The following is an 18,458-nucleotide window of genomic DNA, read 5'->3' as shown; positions in this document are numbered from 1 at the left end:
AGCTCCCGCGTCCACTCGTACCCGTGACCCCGGTGATCCCCGGGGTGGGCCAAGCATCCCAGCCCGATGGCCCGGAACAGGGGAGTCCGCACCAAGTGGGGATGATCGGGGGCGATCCGGGGTCGCCAGTGCCGTGGCCGGCTGGAGGCATCCGGTCGCGGCGCTACGCGCGCCAGGGCACCTCGGCGGTGACGGCGCTACGCGCGCCAGGGCACTTCGGCGGTCACGTTGGTGCCACCGCCGACGGGGGAGTCGACGACCAGTGCCCCGTCCATCGCGTCCAGCCGTCCGGCGAGTCCCGCGAGCCCCGACCCCGCCCGCGCGTCCGCACCGCCCCGGCCGTCGTCGGACACCTGGAGCAGCAGCCGGTCGCCCGCCCGCCACACCTCGACGCTCGCGGTACGGGCCCCCGCGTGCTTGCTGATGTTCTGCAGCAGCTCGGAGACCGTGAAGTACGCGATCCCCTCGACCGAGGCCGACGGCCGCTCCGCCAGCTCCACCGCCACCGCCACCGGTACCGCACACCGCGCGGCCACCGACGACAGCGCCGCGTCCAGTCCCCGGTCGGTGAGGACGGCCGGATGGATGCCGCGCGCCAGGTCCCGCAGCTCCTGGAGGGCGACCTTCACCTCGCTGTGCGCCTCGTCCACCATCCGGGCGGCGCGGTGCGGGTCCTCGGTCAGCTTCTCCTTGGCCAGACCCAGATCCATGGCCAGCGCCGCCAGGCGGGCCTGCGCCCCGTCGTGCAGGTCCCGCTCGATGCGGCGCAGGTCGGCGGCGGCCGTGTCCACGACCGCGCCGCGGCCGGACTCCAGTTCGCTGACGCGGCTGTCCAGCCGGGACGGTCCGAGGAGGGACGTCACGAGCACGCGGTCGACGGTGGTCAGCGCGCGGATCACCCAAGGGGTGGTCAGGGTGAGGGCGAGGCCGCAGACGGCGGTGGCGGCGACGGCCGCCGGGGTGTCCAGGGTGAAGGAGTAGCTGTCGTTCTGGAAGACGACCAGGCCGCTCCGGTCGGTGAAGGTCGGGAAGACCCAGAACCACAGCGGATAGAGCAGCATGGACCAGCCGCACACCCAGAACACCAGTGCCAGGGTGAACCCGAACACCGCCCAGGGGAAGTGGAGCACCGGGTACAGGGCGTGCCGCCACGCGCTCCCGCTCTTGAGCACGGCCCCCACGGCGGGGAACACCCCCGGCTTACGGGCCCGGATCGGCGCCGGCTCCCCGACCTTCCCGCCCAGCAACCCCCGCACCCGGGCCCGCTCGACCCGACCGAAACCCCGGCCCATCGCGAGCACCCCGGCCAGCACGGGCACCCCGAGGAAGGTGACCAGCAGCCCGGCGCCGAGGCTCAACCCGGTGACGGTGAGCCCGAAGTACAGCAGGCTCAGCGGCAACCCGGTGATCAGGTATCCGAACTCCCGCCAGGTCCGCCCCGCCACGGGCGCCCGCACCACTCGCCCGACCCCACTGCCCTCACCCATGTCCCCGCCCTTCGCGTCTTTCCGATGCCCCCACCCTGCCGCCGCCCCCACCCCCGAACCATCCGGCACGTGGGCCTCTCGCCCGGGGGGTTAACCCCACCCCCACTGCAGCCTCGCCGGCGTTTGCGGCGCGGCGTGTGGGGCGGAGTCCCGTAAAGCCCGGCGCAGCCGGGGCCGCTCCGCGCAACGGCGCCGCACCAGCCCCGCCCCCGCCCCCCCGCACCCGCGCCGCCCGAAACCTCCGAAACCGGCGGAGCCCCCCGCCGCCCCGCTACACCGCGCGGTCGCGCCACGGCAGCTCCGCCGTCACCACCGTCCCCCCGCCCTCCGGCGAGTCCACCAGGAAGACCCCGTCCACCGCCCCCACCCGCTCCGCGAGCCCCGCCATTCCAGACCCACCCCCCGCCAGGGGATCCGCTCCACCCCGCCCGTCGTCCGACACCCGGATCAGCAGCCGCCCCGCACTCCGGCCCCCCGGTCGGCCGCCCCCCGCCCGCCACACCTCGACACTCGCGCCCGTCGCCCGCGCGTGCTTGCTCACGTTCTGCAGCAGCTCCGACACCACGAAGTACGCGATCCCCTCGATCGCCGCCGCCGGCCGCCCCGGCAGGTCCACCGCCACCTTCACCGGCACCACGCACCGCGACGCCAACGACGACAGCGCCGCGTCCAGCCCCCGGTCCGTCAACACCGCCGGGTGGATGCCGCGCGCCAGGTCCCGCAGTTCCTGGAGGGCGATCTTCACCTCCCCGTGCGCCTCGTCGACCATCGCCGCCGCCGCGTCCGGGTCCTCCAGTACCTTCTCCTTCGCCAGGCCCAGCCCCATGGCCAACGCCACCAGCCGCGCCTGCGCCCCGTCGTGCAGGTCCCGTTCGATCCGCCGCAGGTCCGCCGCCGCCGTGTCCACGACCACCCCCCGGCCGGACTCCAGCTCCGCGATGCGCCGCTCCAGCCCGTCGGACGGCGAGAGAAGGCCCCGTACCATCGCCCGGTCCACGAGGGCCAGGCCGCGCACCAACCACGGCAACACCGGCCACAGCACGAACAGCCCCACTAGCGCGATACTGAAGGTCAGCACAGCCCACGGCAGCCGGACCAGCGCGTACAGCACGGTCCGCCAGGCCACCGGATCCTTGATGTTCGTCCACAGCCAGGGGAAGAACCCACCGGACCGCCGCGGCCCGGGCAGCGGTGTGGGCTCGTCCACGCGGACCCCCAGCAGTGCCCGCGCCCGCGCGCGCTCCGGCTTCCCGAGCTGCCGCGCGCCCCACAGGCCACCGGCGAGCAATGGCAGTCCGACGGCGGTCACGGACAGCCCAGCCATCGCCGCAACCATGACAACCGTGTAAACAAAACCGATCAACGCCACCGGCAGATTGCTCAGCAGGTACGCGATCTCCTTCCACGTCGAGACGTCGAAGGCGCCCCGGACGCGGGGAGGACGGTCGTCATCGGAGGTGTGGCTGCTCGCGGTCATGCGCCACAGCGTGCCAAGTGCGCAGCCCGGATGCCATGGGGTGGCCCGCCCGCAGTGAACGGGGGATAACCCCACCCGCTGTGGCCCAGGCTCTAGACTCCCGTGCGTACCAGATCATCCAAATCGTCGACAGTGGCCGAGGAGCGAGGAAACGGACGTGCCCGACCCAACGGTATCGACCGTAAACGTGCTCGCGGCGGACTACTTCCGAAGCTATTCGGTCGTCGGACTGCTCGCCGTACTCGGCGTGCTCTTCGTCGCCATGGCCTTCGGCGCCGGCCGCCTGCTGCGGCCCGTGGTCCCCACCCCCGAAAAGCTGCTGACGTACGAATGCGGTGTGGACCCGGTGGGCGAGGGCTGGGCCCACACCCAGGTCCGCTACTACGTGTACGCGTTCCTCTACGTCATCTTCGCCGTCGACTCGATCTTCCTCTTCCCGTGGGCGACGGTCTTCGCCGCCGCCGGTTACGGCGCCACGACGCTCGTGGAGATGTTCGTCTTCCTGGGCTTCCTGGCCGTCGGCCTGCTCTACGCGTACAAGAAGGGCGTCCTCGAATGGACGTGACACCGGACGTGACACCGGCCATGACGCCGGACCTGCCACCGGCCGCGACCACCCCTGAGTTCCTCCCGGAGCCGAAGCGGCTCGGGGTGCTCTCCCGGCTGGCCCCCGAACCCATGAAGGTGGTCCTCAACTGGGGACGCCGGTACAGCCTGTGGGTCTTCAACTTCGGCCTCGCCTGCTGCGCGATCGAGTTCATCGCCGCCTCGATGGCCCGGCACGACTTCATCCGGCTCGGCGTCATCCCGTTCGCGCCCGGACCCCGCCAGGCCGACCTGATGATCGTCTCCGGGACCGTCACGGACAAGATGGCCCCGGCCGTCAAGCGGCTCTACGAGCAGATGCCGGAGCCGAAGTACGTCATCTCCTTCGGCGCCTGTTCCAACTGCGGGGGGCCGTACTGGGACTCGTACGCGGTGACGAAGGGGGTCGACCAGATCATCCCCGTCGACGTCTACGTCCCCGGCTGTCCGCCGCGCCCCGAGGCGCTGCTCCAAGGCATCCTCAAGCTCCAGGAGAAGATCGCCCGGGAGTCGCTCGCCGACCGCTACGCCTCCGCCGGCTCGTCGGTCGCGCAGCTCACCAGCGGCCTGGTCGCGCCGCCCGCCGTCGAGGGGGCGGCGAAGTGAACCTCTACGACACCCTGCCCGACGGCGCCCCGACGGTCTTCGGAGCCGAGGCCGTGGGCTCGTTCGCGTACGACGTCCTCACGGTCGACGTGCCCGTCGGGTCCTGGATCGCCGCGCTGGAGATCGCCCGCGACAAGCTGGGCTGTACCTACTTCGACTGGCTGAGCGCGGTGGACGAGCCGGGCACCGGCTTCCGGATCTGCGCGCACGTCGTCGCGCTGGAGGGCCACCGCGTACGTCGCCTCCTGCTGCGGACGACGGTTCCGCACGCGGCGCCGTCGCTGCCGTCGGCGGTCGCGGTCTACGCGGGCGCGGAATGGCACGAGCGCGAGACCTTCGAGATGTTCGGGGTGACCTTCACCGACCACCCGCACCTCGTACCGCTGCTGCTGCCCGAGAACTTCGAGGGACACCCGCTGCGCAAGGACTTCGTCCTGGCGGCGCGCGTGGCCAAGGCGTGGCCGGGCGCGAAGGAGCCGGGCGAGGCCCACGACCCGGACGCGCCGAAGCGGCGGCAGATGCTGCCGCCGGGCGTGCCCGACCCGAACGACTGGGGCCCGCTCAAGGGCCAGCTGCCCCCGGCCCCGGCCCGCCCGGCCCGCACCCCCCGCGCCGCCGCCGCGCGCGAGGGCGCCCCGGTCCGCCGCACCCGCTCGGTCGCCGAAGGCTCCGCCGGCCAGGCGCCCACGGAGGAAGCCCCGCCCCCGCGTCCGGCCCGGCGTACCCGTTCGGTGTCGGAAGGCTCGGCGAGCCAGGCGACCCCGCCGACGGAGGACGCGCCGACCGAGCCAACGCCGACCGAGGCCGCTCCGGCTGAGCCGGCGCCGGGGGCAACGACCCCCGCCGCGAAAACGCCGGCCAGGCGCGACGCCCCGTGGCACGACCCGAAGCCTGCCTTCGACGACCCGGCCCCCGCGAAGCCCGCCGCCGGCGAACCGGCGCCGAGCCCGGAGCCGGACGCCCGACCCGACACCACCAGCCCGAACACCCCCGACCCCCACGATGGAGGCGACGCGTGAACGACGTACTCGACGTCGCCCTGCGCCTGGTCCTCGTCTTCGCCGTCTTCCTCGTGCTCCCGCTCGTCGTCGGCCAGACCGAGCACAAGGTCATGGCCCACATGCAGGGCCGCCTCGGCCCCATGTACGCCGGCGGCTTCCACGGCTGGGCGCAGCTCGTCGCGGACGGCGTGAAGTTCGCGCAGAAGGAAGACATCGTCCCGGCCAACGCCGACCGGCGGATCTTCCAGCTGGCGCCCGCCGTCGCGCTGCTCCCGTACCTCCTGGTCCTGGTGGTGATCCCGCTAGGCCCCGGCCCCGGCGCCGTCGGCCAGGTCATCGACGCCGGTCTCTTCTTCGCGCTCGCCGTCATGGGCGTCGGCGTACTCGGCAGCCTGATGGCCGGCTGGGCGTCCGCGAACAAGTTCTCCCTGCTCGGCGGCCTGCGCACCGCCGCCCAGCTCCTCGCCTACGAGCTGCCGATGCTGCTCGCCGCCGCCTCGGTCGCCATGGCCGCCGGGACCGTGTCCCTGCCCGGCATCCTCGAATCGTTCCACTGGTGGTGGCTGCCCTGGCAGATCATCGGCGCCGTCGTCTTCTTCACCGCCGGCCTCGCCGAACTCCAGCGGCCCCCCTTCGACATGCCCGTCGCCGACTCCGAGATCATCTTCGGCGCGTACACCGAGTACACCGGCCTGCGCTTCGCGCTGTTCCTGCTCGCCGAGTACGCGGGCATCGTCGTCCTCTGCGCCCTGACCACGGTCCTCTTCCTCGGCGGCTGGCACGGCCCGTTCGGCGCCGACGGCCTCGGCTGGGTCTGGACCCTCCTCAAGGTCGCGATCCTCGCCTTCGCGGTGATCTGGCTCCGGGTGAGCTACCCGCGACTGCGCGAGGACCAGTTGCAGAAGCTGGCCTGGACCGCGCTCATCCCCCTCGCGCTCGTCCAGATCGCGCTCACCGGCATCGTGAAGGTGGCGATCCAGTAATGCCCCCCATCCCCGGATCCGGCCTCGCCAAGGGGCTGGCCGTCACCCTGCGCACGATGACGAAGCGCTCGCACACCGCCCAGTACCCCGAGGTGCAGCCCGAACTCCCGCCCCGCTCGCGCGGGGTCATCGGCCTGTTCGAGGAGAACTGCACGGTCTGCATGCTGTGCGCCCGTGAGTGCCCCGACTGGTGCATCTACATCGACTCCCACAAGGAGACGGTGCCGGCCGCGGCCCCCGGCGGCCGCGAGCGCAGCCGCAACGTCCTCGACCGCTTCGCCATCGACTTCTCCCTCTGCATGTACTGCGGCATCTGCATCGAGGTGTGCCCCTTCGACGCCCTGTTCTGGTCGCCGGAGTTCGAGTACGCGGAGACGGACATCCTGGAACTCACCCACGAGCGCGACAAGCTCCGCGAGTGGATGTGGACCGTGCCCGCCCCGCCCGCCCTCGACCCGGCAGCCGAGGAGCCGAAGGAAGTCGCCGCCGCCCGCAAGGCGGTGGAGAAGGCCGAGGCCGCCGCCGCCGCGGCCACCGCGCCGACCAGCACCGAGCCCACCGCCGGGCCGGCCACCGACAGCACGCCGGAGGCAGACGCGTGAGCCCCGCCGCCCACATCCTGGCCACGACCCACGCCCTGGCCACGACGGCGGGACCGGGTTTCCTGTCCCCGACCGGCGTGGAGATCGCCTTCGTCCTGGTCGGCCTCGCCACCCTCGGCGCGGCCGCCATCACCGTCACCACCAAGCAGCTCGTGCACGCCGCCCTGTGGCTGGTCGTCGCGCTCGGCGGGATCGCCGTCGAGTACCTGCTGCTGACCGCCGAGTTCATCGCCTGGGTGCAGGTGCTGATCTACGTCGGTTCCGTGGTCGTCCTCCTCCTCTTCGGGTTGATGCTCACCAAGGCCCCCATCGGGCCCTCACCGGACGCCGATTCCCGCAACCGCCCGGTCGCCCTCGGCGTCGCGGCGGTCGCCGCCGCCGCGCTCGTCTGGGTCGTCGTCGATGCCTTCCGCACCACCTGGATCGACCTCGACGGGCCGGTCCAAGGCTCGACGAAGGTCTCCGGCGAGATCCTCTTCCGGCACTGGGTGCTGCCCTTCGAGGCGCTCTCCGTCCTCCTCCTCGCCGCCCTGATCGGTGCCATCGTGCTCTCCCGCAGGACCGACCCGGCGGACCCCGACGCCGTGACCCCAAGCCCCGTCACCCCCCGCCCCACCGGCCCCCGCGCCACCCGGAAGGGGCAGCGCTGATGCACCTCGCATACCCCGCCGTGCTCGCGGCGCTGCTGTTTTCCACGGGCCTGTACGGAGTGCTCGCCCGCCGCAACGCCATCCTCGTCCTGATGTCCGTCGAGCTGATGCTCAACGCGGTCAACCTCAACCTGGTGGCCTTCGACGTCTGGCTGCGCGACACCCTGCACGCCGGCCAGGCCCTCACCCTCTTCACGATCGCCATCGCCGCCGCCGAGATCGGCATCGGCCTCTCGATCGTGCTGATGGTGTACCGCAACCGGGGCAGCTCCGACATCGACCGGCTGCGCGACACCGCCGAAGGCCACGAACCGCCCCCGGCCACCCCCGACTCCTCCACCGCCGCGAACCAGCAGAGCGAGGTCACCGCGTGAGCACCACGACCCTCGCGGTCCTCGTCCCCGTCCTCCCCTTCCTGGCCGCGGTCGCCGGACTCCTCTTCGGCCGCCGGGCCCCCGGCTTCACCCGGCCGCTGGCCGTACTCCCGACACTGGCCGCCGCCGTCCTCGCCGTACTCGTCGCCGTCCGCCAAGGCGGCGGCCAGGCCATCGAAACGGCGACCGAGCTGACTCCGACCGGCTCCGTGCCGATCGAGCTCTCCCTCGACATCGACGGCTTCGCCGCGCTGGTCGCCGTCCTCGTCGGGGCCGTCGCCACCTGCGTGCAGATCTACTCGACGGCCTACCTCCGCGACGACCCGCGCTATCCGTCGTACGCCGCCCTGGTCTCCCTGTTCACCTCCGCCATGCTGCTCGTCGTCTACTCCGGCGACCTGATGGTGCTGCTGGTCGGCTGGGAGGTCATGGGCATTTGCTCCTACTTCCTGGTCGGCCACTACTGGGAGACCGAGGCGGCCCGCTCCGCCTCCCTCAAGGCGTTCCTCGTCACCAAGCTCGGCGACGTGCCCTTCCTCATCGGCCTGTTCGCGCTCGCCGCCGACGCCGGCTCCTTCCGGATCACCAAGATCCTGGGCGCCGTCGCCTCCGGCAGCCTGAACCACCCGACGCTGATCGCCCTGCTCCTGCTGGCCGGAGTGGCGGGCAAGTCCGCGCAATTCCCGCTGCACACCTGGCTCCCCGACGCCATGGCGGGCCCCACCCCCGTCTCCGCCCTGATCCACGCGGCCACGATGGTCGCCGCCGGTATCTACTTCGTCGCCCGCCTCCTCCCCGTCTTCGCGGCCTCCCGCGCCGCGCTGATGGTCATGGCCGTCATGGCGGCCCTCACGATGGTCGGCTCGGCCCTGGCCGCCCTGGCGCAGGACGACATCAAACGCGTCCTCGCCTACTCCACCATCGGCCAGCTCGGCTACATGACCGGAGCCCTGGCCGTCGGCGACCGTGGCGCCGCCGTCTTCCACCTCCTCTCCCACGGCGCCTTCAAGGCGCTCCTCTTCCTGGGCGCGGGCGTCATCATCCACGCCGCCGGAACGAACTCCCTGGCCGCCATGTCCCGGATGGACGGCCTGGCCAAGCGCATCCCCGACGCCTTCTGGACCATGACGATCGCGCTCCTCGCGCTCGCCGCGATCCCGCCCTTCGCCGGCTTCTTCTCCAAGGAAGCCGTCCTCGTCGCCGCCGAACACACCGCCGGCGGCCACTCCGAGTTCGCGCCCGCCGCCGCCGGCTGGGTCGTGCTCGCCGCCGGTGTGCTGACCGCCCTGCTCACCGCCGCCTACGCCACCCGCCTGTGGCTGATGGCCTTCCACGGCCGGGGCGCCGCCGCCCCCGACCACGGCAGGGAACCCCTCGCCATGACCGGCGTGCTGTGGCTGCTGGCGATTCCGTCGATCGGCTTCGGCCTCGCCGCCGGACCGATCGCCGACTGGTTCGACGGCCGCGCACTCACCCCGACCCTGACGACCTCCCTCCTCGGCACCGGCGCCGCGCTCATCGGAGCCCTGCTCACCTACGGCCTGTGGCAGCGCGCCACCACCAAGGCCGCCGCCGGCGCGGGCCTGGCCGCGACCGGAGTGCCCGCCGCTGCCGCCGCCGCGGAGTCGGCCGCCGAGACCCCCGAGGTCGCCGAGGTCACCCACGACCACCCCGCCGTGCCCGCCGGGCCGGCCCCCGACCCCGGCAAGGCCCTCCTCGGTCCCCTGCACCGCCACGCCGCCGACGGCTTCCACCTCGACGCCGTCTACGACCGGCTCTTCGTCCGCCCCGTCCGCGGCGCGGCGAGCCTGGTCCGCTTCCTCGACCGCGAGGTGGTGGACACGTACGTCCGCGGCGCGGGCACCGGCCCCCGGCTGCTCGGCGGTCTCGTACGCCGCGCCCAGACCGGCAACGTGCAGAGCTACCTGAGCGCCCTGCTCGCCGGCGCCGTGGTCCTGGCCATCGCCACCGCCGTCATCGCCAACGTCAACGCCGGATCGTGAGCCGTGAGCCAGCCGTGATTGATATCAGCCCGTCCGTGATGCAGTTCCTTCTGGCGTTCATCGTGGCCGCACCGCTCCTCGGCGCCGTCGCGGCCCTGCTGCCCGCCCCGCCCGGGCTCAAGGGAAAGAGCCCCGAACAGGCCGTACTGCGCCACGGCGTGACCGTGACCGGCGTGATCCTCGCCGCGGCGATCGCCCTCGCCGTGGGCTTCGACCAGGACACCCCGTCCCGCTTCCAGGCGACGACGGACATCAGTTGGATCCAGGCGCTGAACATCCGGATCCACCTCGGCGTCGACGGCATCTCGCTCCCCCTCCTCCTGATGACCGCGCTGCTGTTCTTCCTCTGCGCGCTCTACAGCTACTTCAAGCTGCCCGACGGCCCCTCCCCGAAGGCGTTCGTCGCACTGCTCCTGGTCCTCGAGTCCGGCACCCTCGCGACCTTCGCCGTCCTCGACCTGCTGCTGTTCTTCCTCGCCTTCGAGATGGTCCTCATCCCGATGTACTTCCTCATCGCCCGCTGGGGCGGTGCTCAGCGGCAGGCCGCCGCCTGGAAGTTCATCCTCTACACCCTCCTCGGGTCCGTGGTCATGCTGCTCGGTCTGCTGCTGATCGGACTGAACAGCGGCACATTCGACATGGTGGCACTCGCCTCTGACAACGGCCGCGGACTGACCCACACCACCCAACTGCTGGCCGTCCTCGCCATCGGCATCGGCCTCGCCGTGAAGACCCCGATGTGGCCGCTGCACAGCTGGCTCCCGGACGCCCACACCGCCGCGCCCACCGTCGGCTCGGTCCTGCTGGCGGGCGTACTGCTCAAGATGGGCACGTACGGGTTCGTGCGCATCCTGCTCCCCGTCACCCCCGAAGGCATGCACACCTTCGCCCCCTACCTCGGGGCGTTCGCCGCCATCGGCATCGTCTACGGGTCCCTCGCCTGCCTCGCGTTGACCCGCAAGGGCAACAAGGGCGACCTCAAGCGCCTCATCGCGTACTCCTCCGTCGGCCACATGGGCTTCGTGCTCCTCGGCATCGCGTCCATGACCCCCACCGGCGTCAACGGCGCGCTCTTCGCCAACATCGCCCACGGCCTGATCACCGGCCTGCTCTTCTTCCTGGTCGGCGCGCTCAAGGACCGCTACGGCACCGCCGATCTCGACACCCTCGCCGGAGCCACCGGCGCCGCCCTCTACGGCCGCGCCCCCCGCCTCGGCGCGCTGCTCGCCTTCGCCGCCGTCGCCTCGCTCGGACTGCCCGGCCTGGCCGGCTTCTGGGGCGAGATGCTGGCCCTGTTCGGCGCGTTCGACCCGGCGGCGGGCCTGTCCCGCCCGGCCTTCCTCACTTACATGGCGTTCGGCGCCTTCGGCACCCTGCTCACCGCCGCATACCTTCTGATCGTCGTACGACGGGTGTGCATGGGCGACCCCAAGCAAGGCCCCGCCGTCGCCCTCGCCGACGTCCAGCGCTACGAGTTCGCCGCCTGGACCCCGCTCGTCGCCCTCACCGTCCTCGCCGGCCTGTGGCCCGCCGTCCTCCTCGGCCTCACCGATCCGGCCGTCCAGAAGCTCCTCGCAGGAGGCAACTCATGACGGTCCTGTCCATCGCGGCCGCCCCGGCCCCCGGCCCGGCCGCGCCGAGCCTCGTCCAGTCCGTCGACTGGCTCGCGATCACACCCGTCGTGATCCCCGCCGCCGTCGCCCTGGTCGTCCTGGTCGCCGACCTCTTCGTGGCGCCGAAGCACAAGTCGCTCCTCGGCTGGCTCTCCGTGGCCGGACTCGCCGCCGCGACCGCCACCCTGCTGCCGCTGCGCGCCGGCGACCGCGCCACCTTCTGCCTCACCGGCGACGCCGCCGCGTGCAGCTACACCGCCGACCACTTCACGCTCGTCGTCCAGTTCCTCGTCCTGGCCGGCGCCCTGGTCACCGCCCTGCTGTCGATCACCGCCGTCCACGAGTCGCGCATGCCCGCCGGCGAATACTGGTTCCTGCTGCTCTCCTCCGCCGCCGGCGCGGCCCTGCTGCCCGCCGCCCGCGACCTCGCCACCCTGATCGTCGCCCTCGAAGTCGCCTCGCTGCCCGCCTTCGCCCTCGTCGGCATGCGCCGCGGAGACCGGCTCTCCTCCGAGGCCGCCCTCAAGTTCTTCCTGTCCTCGGTCACCGCCACGGCCGTGTCCCTGCTCGGCATCAGCTTCGTCTACGCCGCCACCGGCACCCTGCACCTCACCCAGGTCGCCGACCGCCTGGAAGACGTCCCCGCGCAGCTCGACACCCTCGCCATGGCTGGCGTCGCCCTCACCCTCGTCGGCTTCGCCTTCAAGACGGCCGCGGTCCCCTTCCACTTCTGGGTCCCCGACACGTACGTCGGCGCGCCCCTGCCCATCGCCGGCTACCTGTCGGTGATCGGCAAGGCCGTCGGCTTCACCGGCCTGATCCTCGTCACGGTCGTCGCCTTCCCCGCGTACTCCGCCGTCTGGGGCCCGGCGCTGGCGGTCCTCGCCGCCCTCACCATGACCGTCGGCAACGTCGCCGCCCTGCGCCAGGCCGCCGACCGCACGAACAGCGCCGTACGGCTGCTCGCCTGGTCCTCGGTCGGACAGGCCGGCTACCTGCTGGTGCCGATCGCCGCCGCCGCGTACGCGGAGCGCGACCAGATCGGCTCCACCGTCGCGTACGCGCTCATGTACGGAGCCGTGAACCTGGGCGCCTTCGCCGTGGCCGCGGTGGTGGCCCGGACGAAGCCGCTGCACCGGATCGACGACTACCGCGGCCTGTACGCCGAGCGCCCCCTGACCGCCCTCACGCTGGCCTTCTTCCTGCTCTGCCTGGCCGGCCTGCCACCGGGCATCATCGGCCTCTTCGCCAAGGTCACCGTCTTCCGGTCGGCGGTGGACGCGGGCCTGGGCTGGCTGGCCGTGGTCATGGCGATCAACGTGGTCATCGCCCTGTACTACTACCTGCGGTGGACGGCCCTGCTCTTCCGCCCCGCAGCCACCGAGGCCGTACCTACCGGGGCCGTACCGACCGGGGCCGCGCCCACCGGGGCCGTGCCCGCCGGCGGAGCCCCCGCCGTGGTCCCCGCCCCCTGGCCGGTCACCGTCGCGATCCTGCTCACCGGTGTCACCGCGCTCGTCCTCTCGGGTGCGCCACAACTGGTGCTGCGCTTCGCGTCGGGAAGCCTCTTCCCGCAGTAGCCGTACGTCGGCGCTCCGCGGCAGCGCCTACGCCGGTCGGTACCTCCGCGGTAGCCCGGACGGAGCAACGCCCCAGGTCGCCCGCCCACCGGCCCCCCGGGGACGGGGGCGGGGGCGCGGCCCCGGGAACCTGGCGCGCTCACCTCGCGTTGACCAGGAAGGGAGGGTCCACTGGACCGGAAGACCCTCCGTTCCACACCACCTGGACGGGTTCCCCTGCCGCACGATTTGGAGGGCGTACCGTGCACCGCCGGCACAACGGGCTGAAGACCGCCGTACTCCTCGGCGGGCTGTCGGCACTCATCATCGTCATCGGAAGCTTCTTCGGGCGCGGTGGCCTGATCGTCGCCGTCCTCATCGCCCTCGGGACGAACGCGTACGCGTACTGGAACAGCGACAAGCTGGCTCTACGCGCGATGCGCGCCCGTCCCGTCAGCGAGTTCGAGGCGCCCGAGCTCTACCGCATGGTGCGCGAACTCTCCACCTCCGCGCGCCAGCCCATGCCCCGGCTCTACATCTCGCCCACCGAAGCCCCCAACGCCTTCGCCACCGGCCGCAACCCGCGCAACGCCGCCGTGTGCTGCACCGAAGGCATCCTGCGCATCCTCGACGAGCGCGAGTTGCGCGGTGTCATCGGCCACGAGCTGAGCCACGTCTACAACCGGGACATCCTCATCTCCTCGGTCGCCGGAGCCCTCGCCTCCGTGATCATGTTCCTGGTGAACTTCGCCTGGCTGATCCCGATCGGCCGCTCCGACGACGACGAGGGGCCGGGCCTCCTCGGCATGCTGCTGATCATGATCCTGGGTCCGTTGGCCGCCTCCGTCATCCAGCTCGCCATCAGCCGCTCGCGCGAATACGAGGCGGACGCCTCCGGTGCCCAGTTGACCGGGGACCCGTTGGCCCTCGCCGGCGCCCTGCGCAAGCTCGACGCGGGCACCAAGCAGCTCCCGCTGCCGCCCGAGCCCCGACTGGAGACGGCGAGTCACATGATGATCGCCAATCCCTTCCGCCCGGGCGAGGGGCTCTCCAAGATGTTCTCGACGCACCCCCCGATGGCCGAGCGCATCGCCCGGCTCGAACAGATGGCAGGCAGGACCCAGTGAAGACCATTCTGAACGTCATATGGCTCGTACTCAGCGGCATCTGGCTGTTCCTGGGCTACTGCCTCGCCGGTCTGATCCTGTGCGTCACGATCATCGGCATCCCCTTCGGCATCGCCGCCTTCCGCATCGCGCTGTACGCCCTCTGGCCCTTCGGTTACACCACGGTCGAGCGCCGCGACGCGGGCGCCGCGTCCTGCGTCGGCAACGTGCTCTGGCTCGTCCTGGCCGGCTGGTGGCTGGCCATCGGCCACATCGTCACGGGCCTCGCCCTGTGCGTCACGATCATCGGCATCCCCTTCGGCATCGCCAACTTCAAGATGGTCCCGCTCTCCCTGCTGCCGCTGGGCCGCGAGATCGTCCCGACGGACGCCCCCTTCACCTCCCGCTGACGGGTCCGCGCAGGTCAGACGGTTATCAGGGCGATTGTCAGTGGGGTGGTCCACCATGAACACATGAACGAGACCGAGCAGACCAAGCAGTTGCCACAGCAAGCGCCCCACCGGCGAACCAACTCCGCGCAGGCGTACGGGAAGTCCTACGGAAAGCCCTCACGCGCCCTGCCGGAAACCGGTACGCCCTCCCGCGCCGACCGCATAGGCGGTCGCTCCCGGCCGCGCCCGCCGCCCCTGCGCACCGCACACCTGACCCGTCCTCATATGCCGTGCCCACGCCGCTTCCGCACGGCGTAGACGACCGCGCCCGCCCCCAGCACCGCCGCCCCCGCGACCGCCGACGCGACGGGCAGCGCGCAGGCGAGCACCACACAGCCGGCCAGCCCGACCGCTGCCCCGGCCCGGTCCTTGACACCTGAATCCAGAGTCCACGCGGAGGCGTTCGCGATCGCGTAGTAGACCAGCACTCCGAAGGAGGAGAACCCGATCGCGCCCCGCAGATCGGTGGTCGCGGCGAGCACCGCCACCACCGTGCCCACCGCGAGCTCCGCGTGGTGCGGCACCTGACGCCGGGGATGTACGGCGGCCAGCAGGCGCGGCAGATGGCCGTCCCGGGCCATCGCCAGGCTGGTGCGCGACACCCCGAGCACCAAGGCGAGCAGCGAGCCCAAGGCGGCCAAGGCCGCAGCCACCCGGACGACAGGGGCCAGTCCGGACCACCCCGCCGCGCGCACGGCATCGACCAACGGGGCAGTGGACCCCGCCAGCGCCGCACCGCCCAGCACCGACAGGACCGCCACGGCCACGGCGGCATACACCAGTAGAGCGATGCCCAACGCGATCGGCACGGCGCGCGGGATCGTCCGCTCCGGATCACGCACCTCCTCACCCAAGGTGGCGATCCGGGCATAGCCGGCGAAGGCGAAGAACAGCAGCCCGGCGCCCTGCAACAGGCCGGCCACGCCTCCCCACTGCCCGCCTACCGACCGCCCGTCGGCCGCCGGGCCGGCACCGAGCCACCCCGGGTCCGCCGCGCCGGAGGCCAGACAGACGGCCACCACCCCGGCCAGCACCACCAGCACCGTCGCCACGATCACCCGGGCGATCCTGGCCGACTTCCGCACACCGCCGTAGCTCGCGGCGGTCAGCGCCACCACCGACGCCACGGCCACCACATGCCGCTGCCCCGGCCACAGGTACGCCCCCACGGTCAGCGCCATCGCCGCGCACGAGGCCGTCTTGCCGATGACGAAGCCCCAGCCGGCCAGATATCCCCAGAACGGGCCGAGCCGCTCGCGGCCGTACACGTACGTGCCGCCGGAGGACGGGTACCGGGCGGCGAGCCGCGCGGAGGACCGTGCGTTGCAGTACGCCACGCCGCCCGCCAACCCGAGCGCGGTGAGCAGCGCGCCACCCGCCGGACCCGCCGCACGGGCGGCCGGGGCGAGCGCCGCGAAGATACCGGCACCCACCATCGCGCCCAGCCCGACCACGACGGCATCGAAGACACCGAGGGTGCGCTTCAACTCCGCGTCGATCCGCGGCTTCTCCGCCGGTGAGCCACCCACCGGCGAGTCGTGCCCGGGCAGGTCGTGACCGGGCAGATCGTCTCTGGGCAGGTCGTCCATGGGGGGAGGCTAACCGCCCTACATGACGCCCCGGGGCCGAGGGAGTGGCGAGCGCTGCTTCTCCCAGCCGTCGAGGGCGGTCAGACAGGCGTGGTCCAGGTGCCGCAACCCGGTGAGGTCGAGCCGCACCGACTGGCCCGGCGGCAGGCCGTCGAGGGAGTCCAGCATCTTGGGCAGCCGTAGGAAGCTGGCGGTCCCCACCATGCGCACGCACAGTACGTCCCCCTCCGCCTCCCAGACCTCCTCGATGTGCACCTGGGAGGTCTCCCAGGCCGCCTTGGCGACGGCCAGTCCCAGACCGACCAGCACACCCTCGAAGAGGTTGGTGGCCACGATCGCGCCGGCCGTCGCCACCAGGACGACGGCCTCGCCGCGGTGGGTGCGCCACAGGGCGGCGACCGCCCGGAGGGGGAGAAGCTTCCACCCCGCGTGCAGCAGCACCCCGGCCAGCGCGGCCAGCGGCACCGCCTCCAGTGCCCGGGGGAAGGCCACGGCGAACAGCAGGAGCCAGCCGCCGTGCATCACCCTGGCCGCCCGGGTCCGGGCCCCGGCCTCCACGTTCGCGGCGCTGCGTACGATCACCGCCGTCATCGGCAGCGCCCCGAGTAGCCCGCACGCCAGGTTGCCGACGCCTTGGGCCACGAGTTCCCGGTCGTAGTCGGTGCGGGGCCCGTCGTGCATCCGGTCCACCGCGGCCGCGCTGAACAGGGTTTCCGCGGAGGCGATCAGGGCGATCGCCACCACCGTCCCGAATGCCCCCACGGACGCCAGCGCCCCGAGGTCTTCCCAGCGGGGCAGCGACACCGCGCCCAGTACGCTCGTCACCCGTACCCGTGCGAGCGGCAGCCGCAGCAGCGTGGCCACCGCGGTGGCGGCCGCCACCCCGACCAGCGCCCCGGGCACGAGCCGCAGTCGGGCCGGCATCCGACGCCACACCACCAGGACGGCGATGGTCCCGACCCCGAGCGCCACGGCCCCCCAGTCGGCCCGCGCGCCCAACGCGGCGACGCCGGCCAGCTTCCCCAGGGTCTTCGCCGGCGCTTCCACACCACCCAGGGCATAGAGCTGCCCGGCGATCAGCACGAGCCCGATCCCGGCCAGCATCCCGTGCACCACGGCAACCGAGATCGCCCGGAACCACCGCCCGAGCCGAAGCATCCCCATACCCAGCTGCGCCACCCCGGCAGCGGCCACCAGCACCCCGAGCGCGGCGAGGCCGTACGCCTGCACCGCCTCGTAGACCAGCACGGTCAGCCCCGCCGCCGGCCCGCTGACCTGGAGCGAGCTCCCACGGAACCAGCCGGTCAGCAGCCCGCCGACGATCCCGGTCACTATGCCCAGCTCGGCCGGCACGCCGGAGGCGACGGCCACCCCCACACAGAGCGGCAGCGCGACGAGCGCGACGACGACGGACGCACCGAAGTCTTCGCGAAACGTGTCGGCCCCAGGCATGCGAGAACCCCCTGTCACACGGTGACGGATGGCACTCAGCGTGACGGGCGCGCCACCCGGTGCCTAGTGACCACCGGGAGCCCTGGCGGAGCACGCGCCGCTCACGCCCGGCGCACCCCACCCACGCCCCACGCCCCGCCCGGAACCCCCGGTGCCGGGCGGCGGCCCGGGCCGTCTCGCCCACGGGTACAGAAGCCCGCGCTCACGTCCGGCACGGCGAGGGCGCAACGCGGGCAGCCGTCGAGGCGGTCCTCGGCGCCATGTCCCCGTTGCGCCCTGCAGCGCTGACCCGGCCGCGCTCGCGCAGGGCGAAGCCGCTGATCAGCGGTAGTTCACGAACTGGATCGCGAAGTCCAGGTCCTTCCCCTTGAGGAGCGCCTGGATGGCCTGGAGGTCGTCGCGGCTCTTGGAGCTGACACGCAGCTCCTCACCCTGGACCTGCGCTTTGACGCCCTTGGGACCCTCGTCCCGGATGATCTTCGCGACCTTCTTGGCGTTCTCCTGGGAGATGCCTTCCTCGATCGTCGCGAAGATCTTGTACTCCTTGCCGGACAACTGGGGCTCGCCGGCGTCCAGTGCCTTGAGCGAGATGCCGCGCTTGACCAGCTTGGTCTCGAAAACGTCGAGTACGGCCTTCACGCGCTCCTCGGAGTTCGCCTCCATGAGGATCTTCTCGCCGGACCAGGCGATCGACGCGCCCGTGCCCTTGAAGTCGTAGCGCTGCGAAAGTTCCTTGGCGGCCTGGTTGAGGGCGTTGTCGACCTCCTGCCGCTCGACCTTCGAGACGATGTCGAAACTGGAGTCGGCCATGTGCTGTGGCTCCTTGAAGTCGGCTGGCTGTGCCCCGTGGGGCCACGGTCCGGACATCCCCGGACCGCTCCGCAAGCCTAGCCATCACGCCCCCGTGCGGTGCTGATCA

General features: G+C 72.3%; 17 protein-coding genes. 12 read left to right on the top strand and 5 right to left on the bottom strand.

The window, feature by feature from the left end:
* Positions 1 to 197: 197 nt before the first annotated feature.
* Together ABZ934_RS14385 and ABZ934_RS14380 are read right to left on the bottom strand one after the other, a co-directional pair.
* Complete coding sequence (locus ABZ934_RS14385; RefSeq protein ID WP_361312496.1) at positions 198 to 1,487, bottom strand: sensor domain-containing protein; 1,290 nt, start codon at positions 1,485 to 1,487, stop codon at positions 198 to 200.
* Between the two features lie 271 nt (positions 1,488 to 1,758).
* Positions 1,759 to 2,964, bottom strand: coding sequence for a sensor domain-containing protein (locus tag ABZ934_RS14380; RefSeq protein WP_361312494.1), 1,206 nt, complete (start codon positions 2,962 to 2,964; stop codon positions 1,759 to 1,761).
* A 157-nt stretch (positions 2,965 to 3,121) separates the two neighbouring features.
* Between ABZ934_RS14380 and ABZ934_RS14375 the strand changes: the two genes are divergently transcribed.
* The 12 genes from ABZ934_RS14375 to ABZ934_RS14320 all read left to right on the top strand — a co-directional run bounded on the left by ABZ934_RS14375 (position 3,122) and on the right by ABZ934_RS14320 (position 14,456).
* Positions 3,122 to 3,529, top strand: coding sequence for an NADH-quinone oxidoreductase subunit A (locus ABZ934_RS14375; RefSeq protein WP_361312492.1), 408 nt, complete (start codon positions 3,122 to 3,124; stop codon positions 3,527 to 3,529).
* Between the two features lie 20 nt (positions 3,530 to 3,549).
* On the top strand, positions 3,550 to 4,155 hold the full coding sequence (locus ABZ934_RS14370; RefSeq protein WP_361312607.1) for an NADH-quinone oxidoreductase subunit B family protein: 606 nt from the start codon (positions 3,550 to 3,552) through the stop codon (positions 4,153 to 4,155).
* Positions 4,152 to 5,174, top strand: coding sequence for an NADH-quinone oxidoreductase subunit C (locus ABZ934_RS14365; RefSeq protein ID WP_361312491.1), 1,023 nt, complete (start codon positions 4,152 to 4,154; stop codon positions 5,172 to 5,174). Before ABZ934_RS14370 ends, ABZ934_RS14365 begins: the two co-directional genes overlap by 4 nt.
* Entirely contained in the window at positions 5,171 to 6,139 is a 969-nt protein-coding gene (locus ABZ934_RS14360) for a complex I subunit 1 family protein (RefSeq protein WP_361312490.1), read from the top strand. The genes ABZ934_RS14365 and ABZ934_RS14360 overlap by 4 nt, the downstream gene beginning before the upstream one ends.
* Positions 6,139 to 6,741 carry an NADH-quinone oxidoreductase subunit I gene (locus ABZ934_RS14355; RefSeq protein WP_361312488.1) on the top strand — a complete coding sequence of 201 codons (603 nt, stop codon included), beginning with the start codon at positions 6,139 to 6,141 and terminating at the stop codon, positions 6,739 to 6,741. Before ABZ934_RS14360 ends, ABZ934_RS14355 begins: the two co-directional genes overlap by 1 nt.
* 17 nt (positions 6,742 to 6,758) lie before the next feature.
* A complete protein-coding gene (locus ABZ934_RS14350) occupies positions 6,759 to 7,391 on the top strand; it encodes an NADH-quinone oxidoreductase subunit J (RefSeq protein WP_361312606.1) in 633 nt (210 codons plus the stop codon).
* Positions 7,391 to 7,765 carry an NADH-quinone oxidoreductase subunit NuoK gene (gene nuoK / locus ABZ934_RS14345; RefSeq protein ID WP_361312486.1) on the top strand — a complete coding sequence of 125 codons (375 nt, stop codon included), beginning with the start codon at positions 7,391 to 7,393 and terminating at the stop codon, positions 7,763 to 7,765. The genes ABZ934_RS14350 and nuoK overlap by 1 nt, the downstream gene beginning before the upstream one ends.
* Positions 7,762 to 9,768, top strand: a complete 2,007-nt coding sequence (locus tag ABZ934_RS14340; protein ID WP_361312484.1) for an NADH-quinone oxidoreductase subunit L — start codon at positions 7,762 to 7,764, stop codon at positions 9,766 to 9,768. Before nuoK ends, ABZ934_RS14340 begins: the two co-directional genes overlap by 4 nt.
* A 38-nt stretch (positions 9,769 to 9,806) precedes the next feature.
* Positions 9,807 to 11,360 (top strand): NADH-quinone oxidoreductase subunit M, encoded by a 1,554-nt coding sequence (locus ABZ934_RS14335; RefSeq protein ID WP_361312605.1) that lies wholly within the window; start codon positions 9,807 to 9,809, stop codon positions 11,358 to 11,360.
* Positions 11,357 to 12,961 (top strand): NADH-quinone oxidoreductase subunit N, encoded by a 1,605-nt coding sequence (locus ABZ934_RS14330; protein WP_361312482.1) that lies wholly within the window; start codon positions 11,357 to 11,359, stop codon positions 12,959 to 12,961. Before ABZ934_RS14335 ends, ABZ934_RS14330 begins: the two co-directional genes overlap by 4 nt.
* 242 nt (positions 12,962 to 13,203) lie before the next feature.
* Entirely contained in the window at positions 13,204 to 14,067 is an 864-nt protein-coding gene (htpX, locus tag ABZ934_RS14325) for a zinc metalloprotease HtpX (RefSeq protein ID WP_361312480.1), read from the top strand.
* Positions 14,064 to 14,456 carry a YccF domain-containing protein gene (locus ABZ934_RS14320; protein WP_361312478.1) on the top strand — a complete coding sequence of 131 codons (393 nt, stop codon included), beginning with the start codon at positions 14,064 to 14,066 and terminating at the stop codon, positions 14,454 to 14,456. Before htpX ends, ABZ934_RS14320 begins: the two co-directional genes overlap by 4 nt.
* A 263-nt stretch (positions 14,457 to 14,719) precedes the next feature.
* Here the strand turns inward: ABZ934_RS14320 and ABZ934_RS14315 are convergent, their stop codons facing one another.
* From ABZ934_RS14315 to ABZ934_RS14305, 3 genes are all read right to left on the bottom strand, one after another.
* The gene (locus tag ABZ934_RS14315) at positions 14,720 to 15,997 is read right to left on the bottom strand and encodes an APC family permease (RefSeq protein ID WP_361312603.1); all 1,278 of its coding nucleotides are present in this window, start codon (positions 15,995 to 15,997) and stop codon (positions 14,720 to 14,722) included.
* 108 nt (positions 15,998 to 16,105) lie between these two features.
* Positions 16,106 to 17,539, bottom strand: a complete 1,434-nt coding sequence (locus ABZ934_RS14310; protein WP_361312477.1) for a SulP family inorganic anion transporter — start codon at positions 17,537 to 17,539, stop codon at positions 16,106 to 16,108.
* A 321-nt stretch (positions 17,540 to 17,860) separates the two neighbouring features.
* Positions 17,861 to 18,349 carry a YajQ family cyclic di-GMP-binding protein gene (locus ABZ934_RS14305; RefSeq protein WP_361312475.1) on the bottom strand — a complete coding sequence of 163 codons (489 nt, stop codon included), beginning with the start codon at positions 18,347 to 18,349 and terminating at the stop codon, positions 17,861 to 17,863.
* Positions 18,350 to 18,458 lie beyond the last annotated feature (109 nt).

The organism is Streptomyces sp. NPDC046557 (assembly GCF_040645975.1).
Taxonomy (GTDB): domain Bacteria; phylum Actinomycetota; class Actinomycetes; order Streptomycetales; family Streptomycetaceae; genus Streptomyces.
The sequence above is the reverse complement of the archived record's forward strand: the minus strand, read 5'-3'. Positions and strand labels throughout refer to the sequence as shown.

What these genes read in the sequence shown, in the direction of transcription:
- ABZ934_RS14385 (WP_361312496.1), bottom strand. Translation starts at nt 1,487, where the DNA reads ATGGGTGAGGGCAGTGGGGTCGGGCGAGTGGTGCGGGCGCCCGTGGCG.
- ABZ934_RS14380 (WP_361312494.1), bottom strand. Translation starts at nt 2,964, where the DNA reads ATGACCGCGAGCAGCCACACCTCCGATGACGACCGTCCTCCCCGCGTC.
- ABZ934_RS14370 (WP_361312607.1), top strand. Translation starts at nt 3,550, where the DNA reads ATGACGCCGGACCTGCCACCGGCCGCGACCACCCCTGAGTTCCTCCCG.
- ABZ934_RS14355 (WP_361312488.1), top strand. Translation starts at nt 6,139, where the DNA reads ATGCCCCCCATCCCCGGATCCGGCCTCGCCAAGGGGCTGGCCGTCACC.
- nuoK (WP_361312486.1), top strand. Translation starts at nt 7,391, where the DNA reads ATGCACCTCGCATACCCCGCCGTGCTCGCGGCGCTGCTGTTTTCCACG.
- ABZ934_RS14335 (WP_361312605.1), top strand. Translation starts at nt 9,807, where the DNA reads ATGCAGTTCCTTCTGGCGTTCATCGTGGCCGCACCGCTCCTCGGCGCC.
- ABZ934_RS14330 (WP_361312482.1), top strand. Translation starts at nt 11,357, where the DNA reads ATGACGGTCCTGTCCATCGCGGCCGCCCCGGCCCCCGGCCCGGCCGCG.
- ABZ934_RS14310 (WP_361312477.1), bottom strand. Translation starts at nt 17,539, where the DNA reads ATGCCTGGGGCCGACACGTTTCGCGAAGACTTCGGTGCGTCCGTCGTC.
- ABZ934_RS14305 (WP_361312475.1), bottom strand. Translation starts at nt 18,349, where the DNA reads ATGGCCGACTCCAGTTTCGACATCGTCTCGAAGGTCGAGCGGCAGGAG.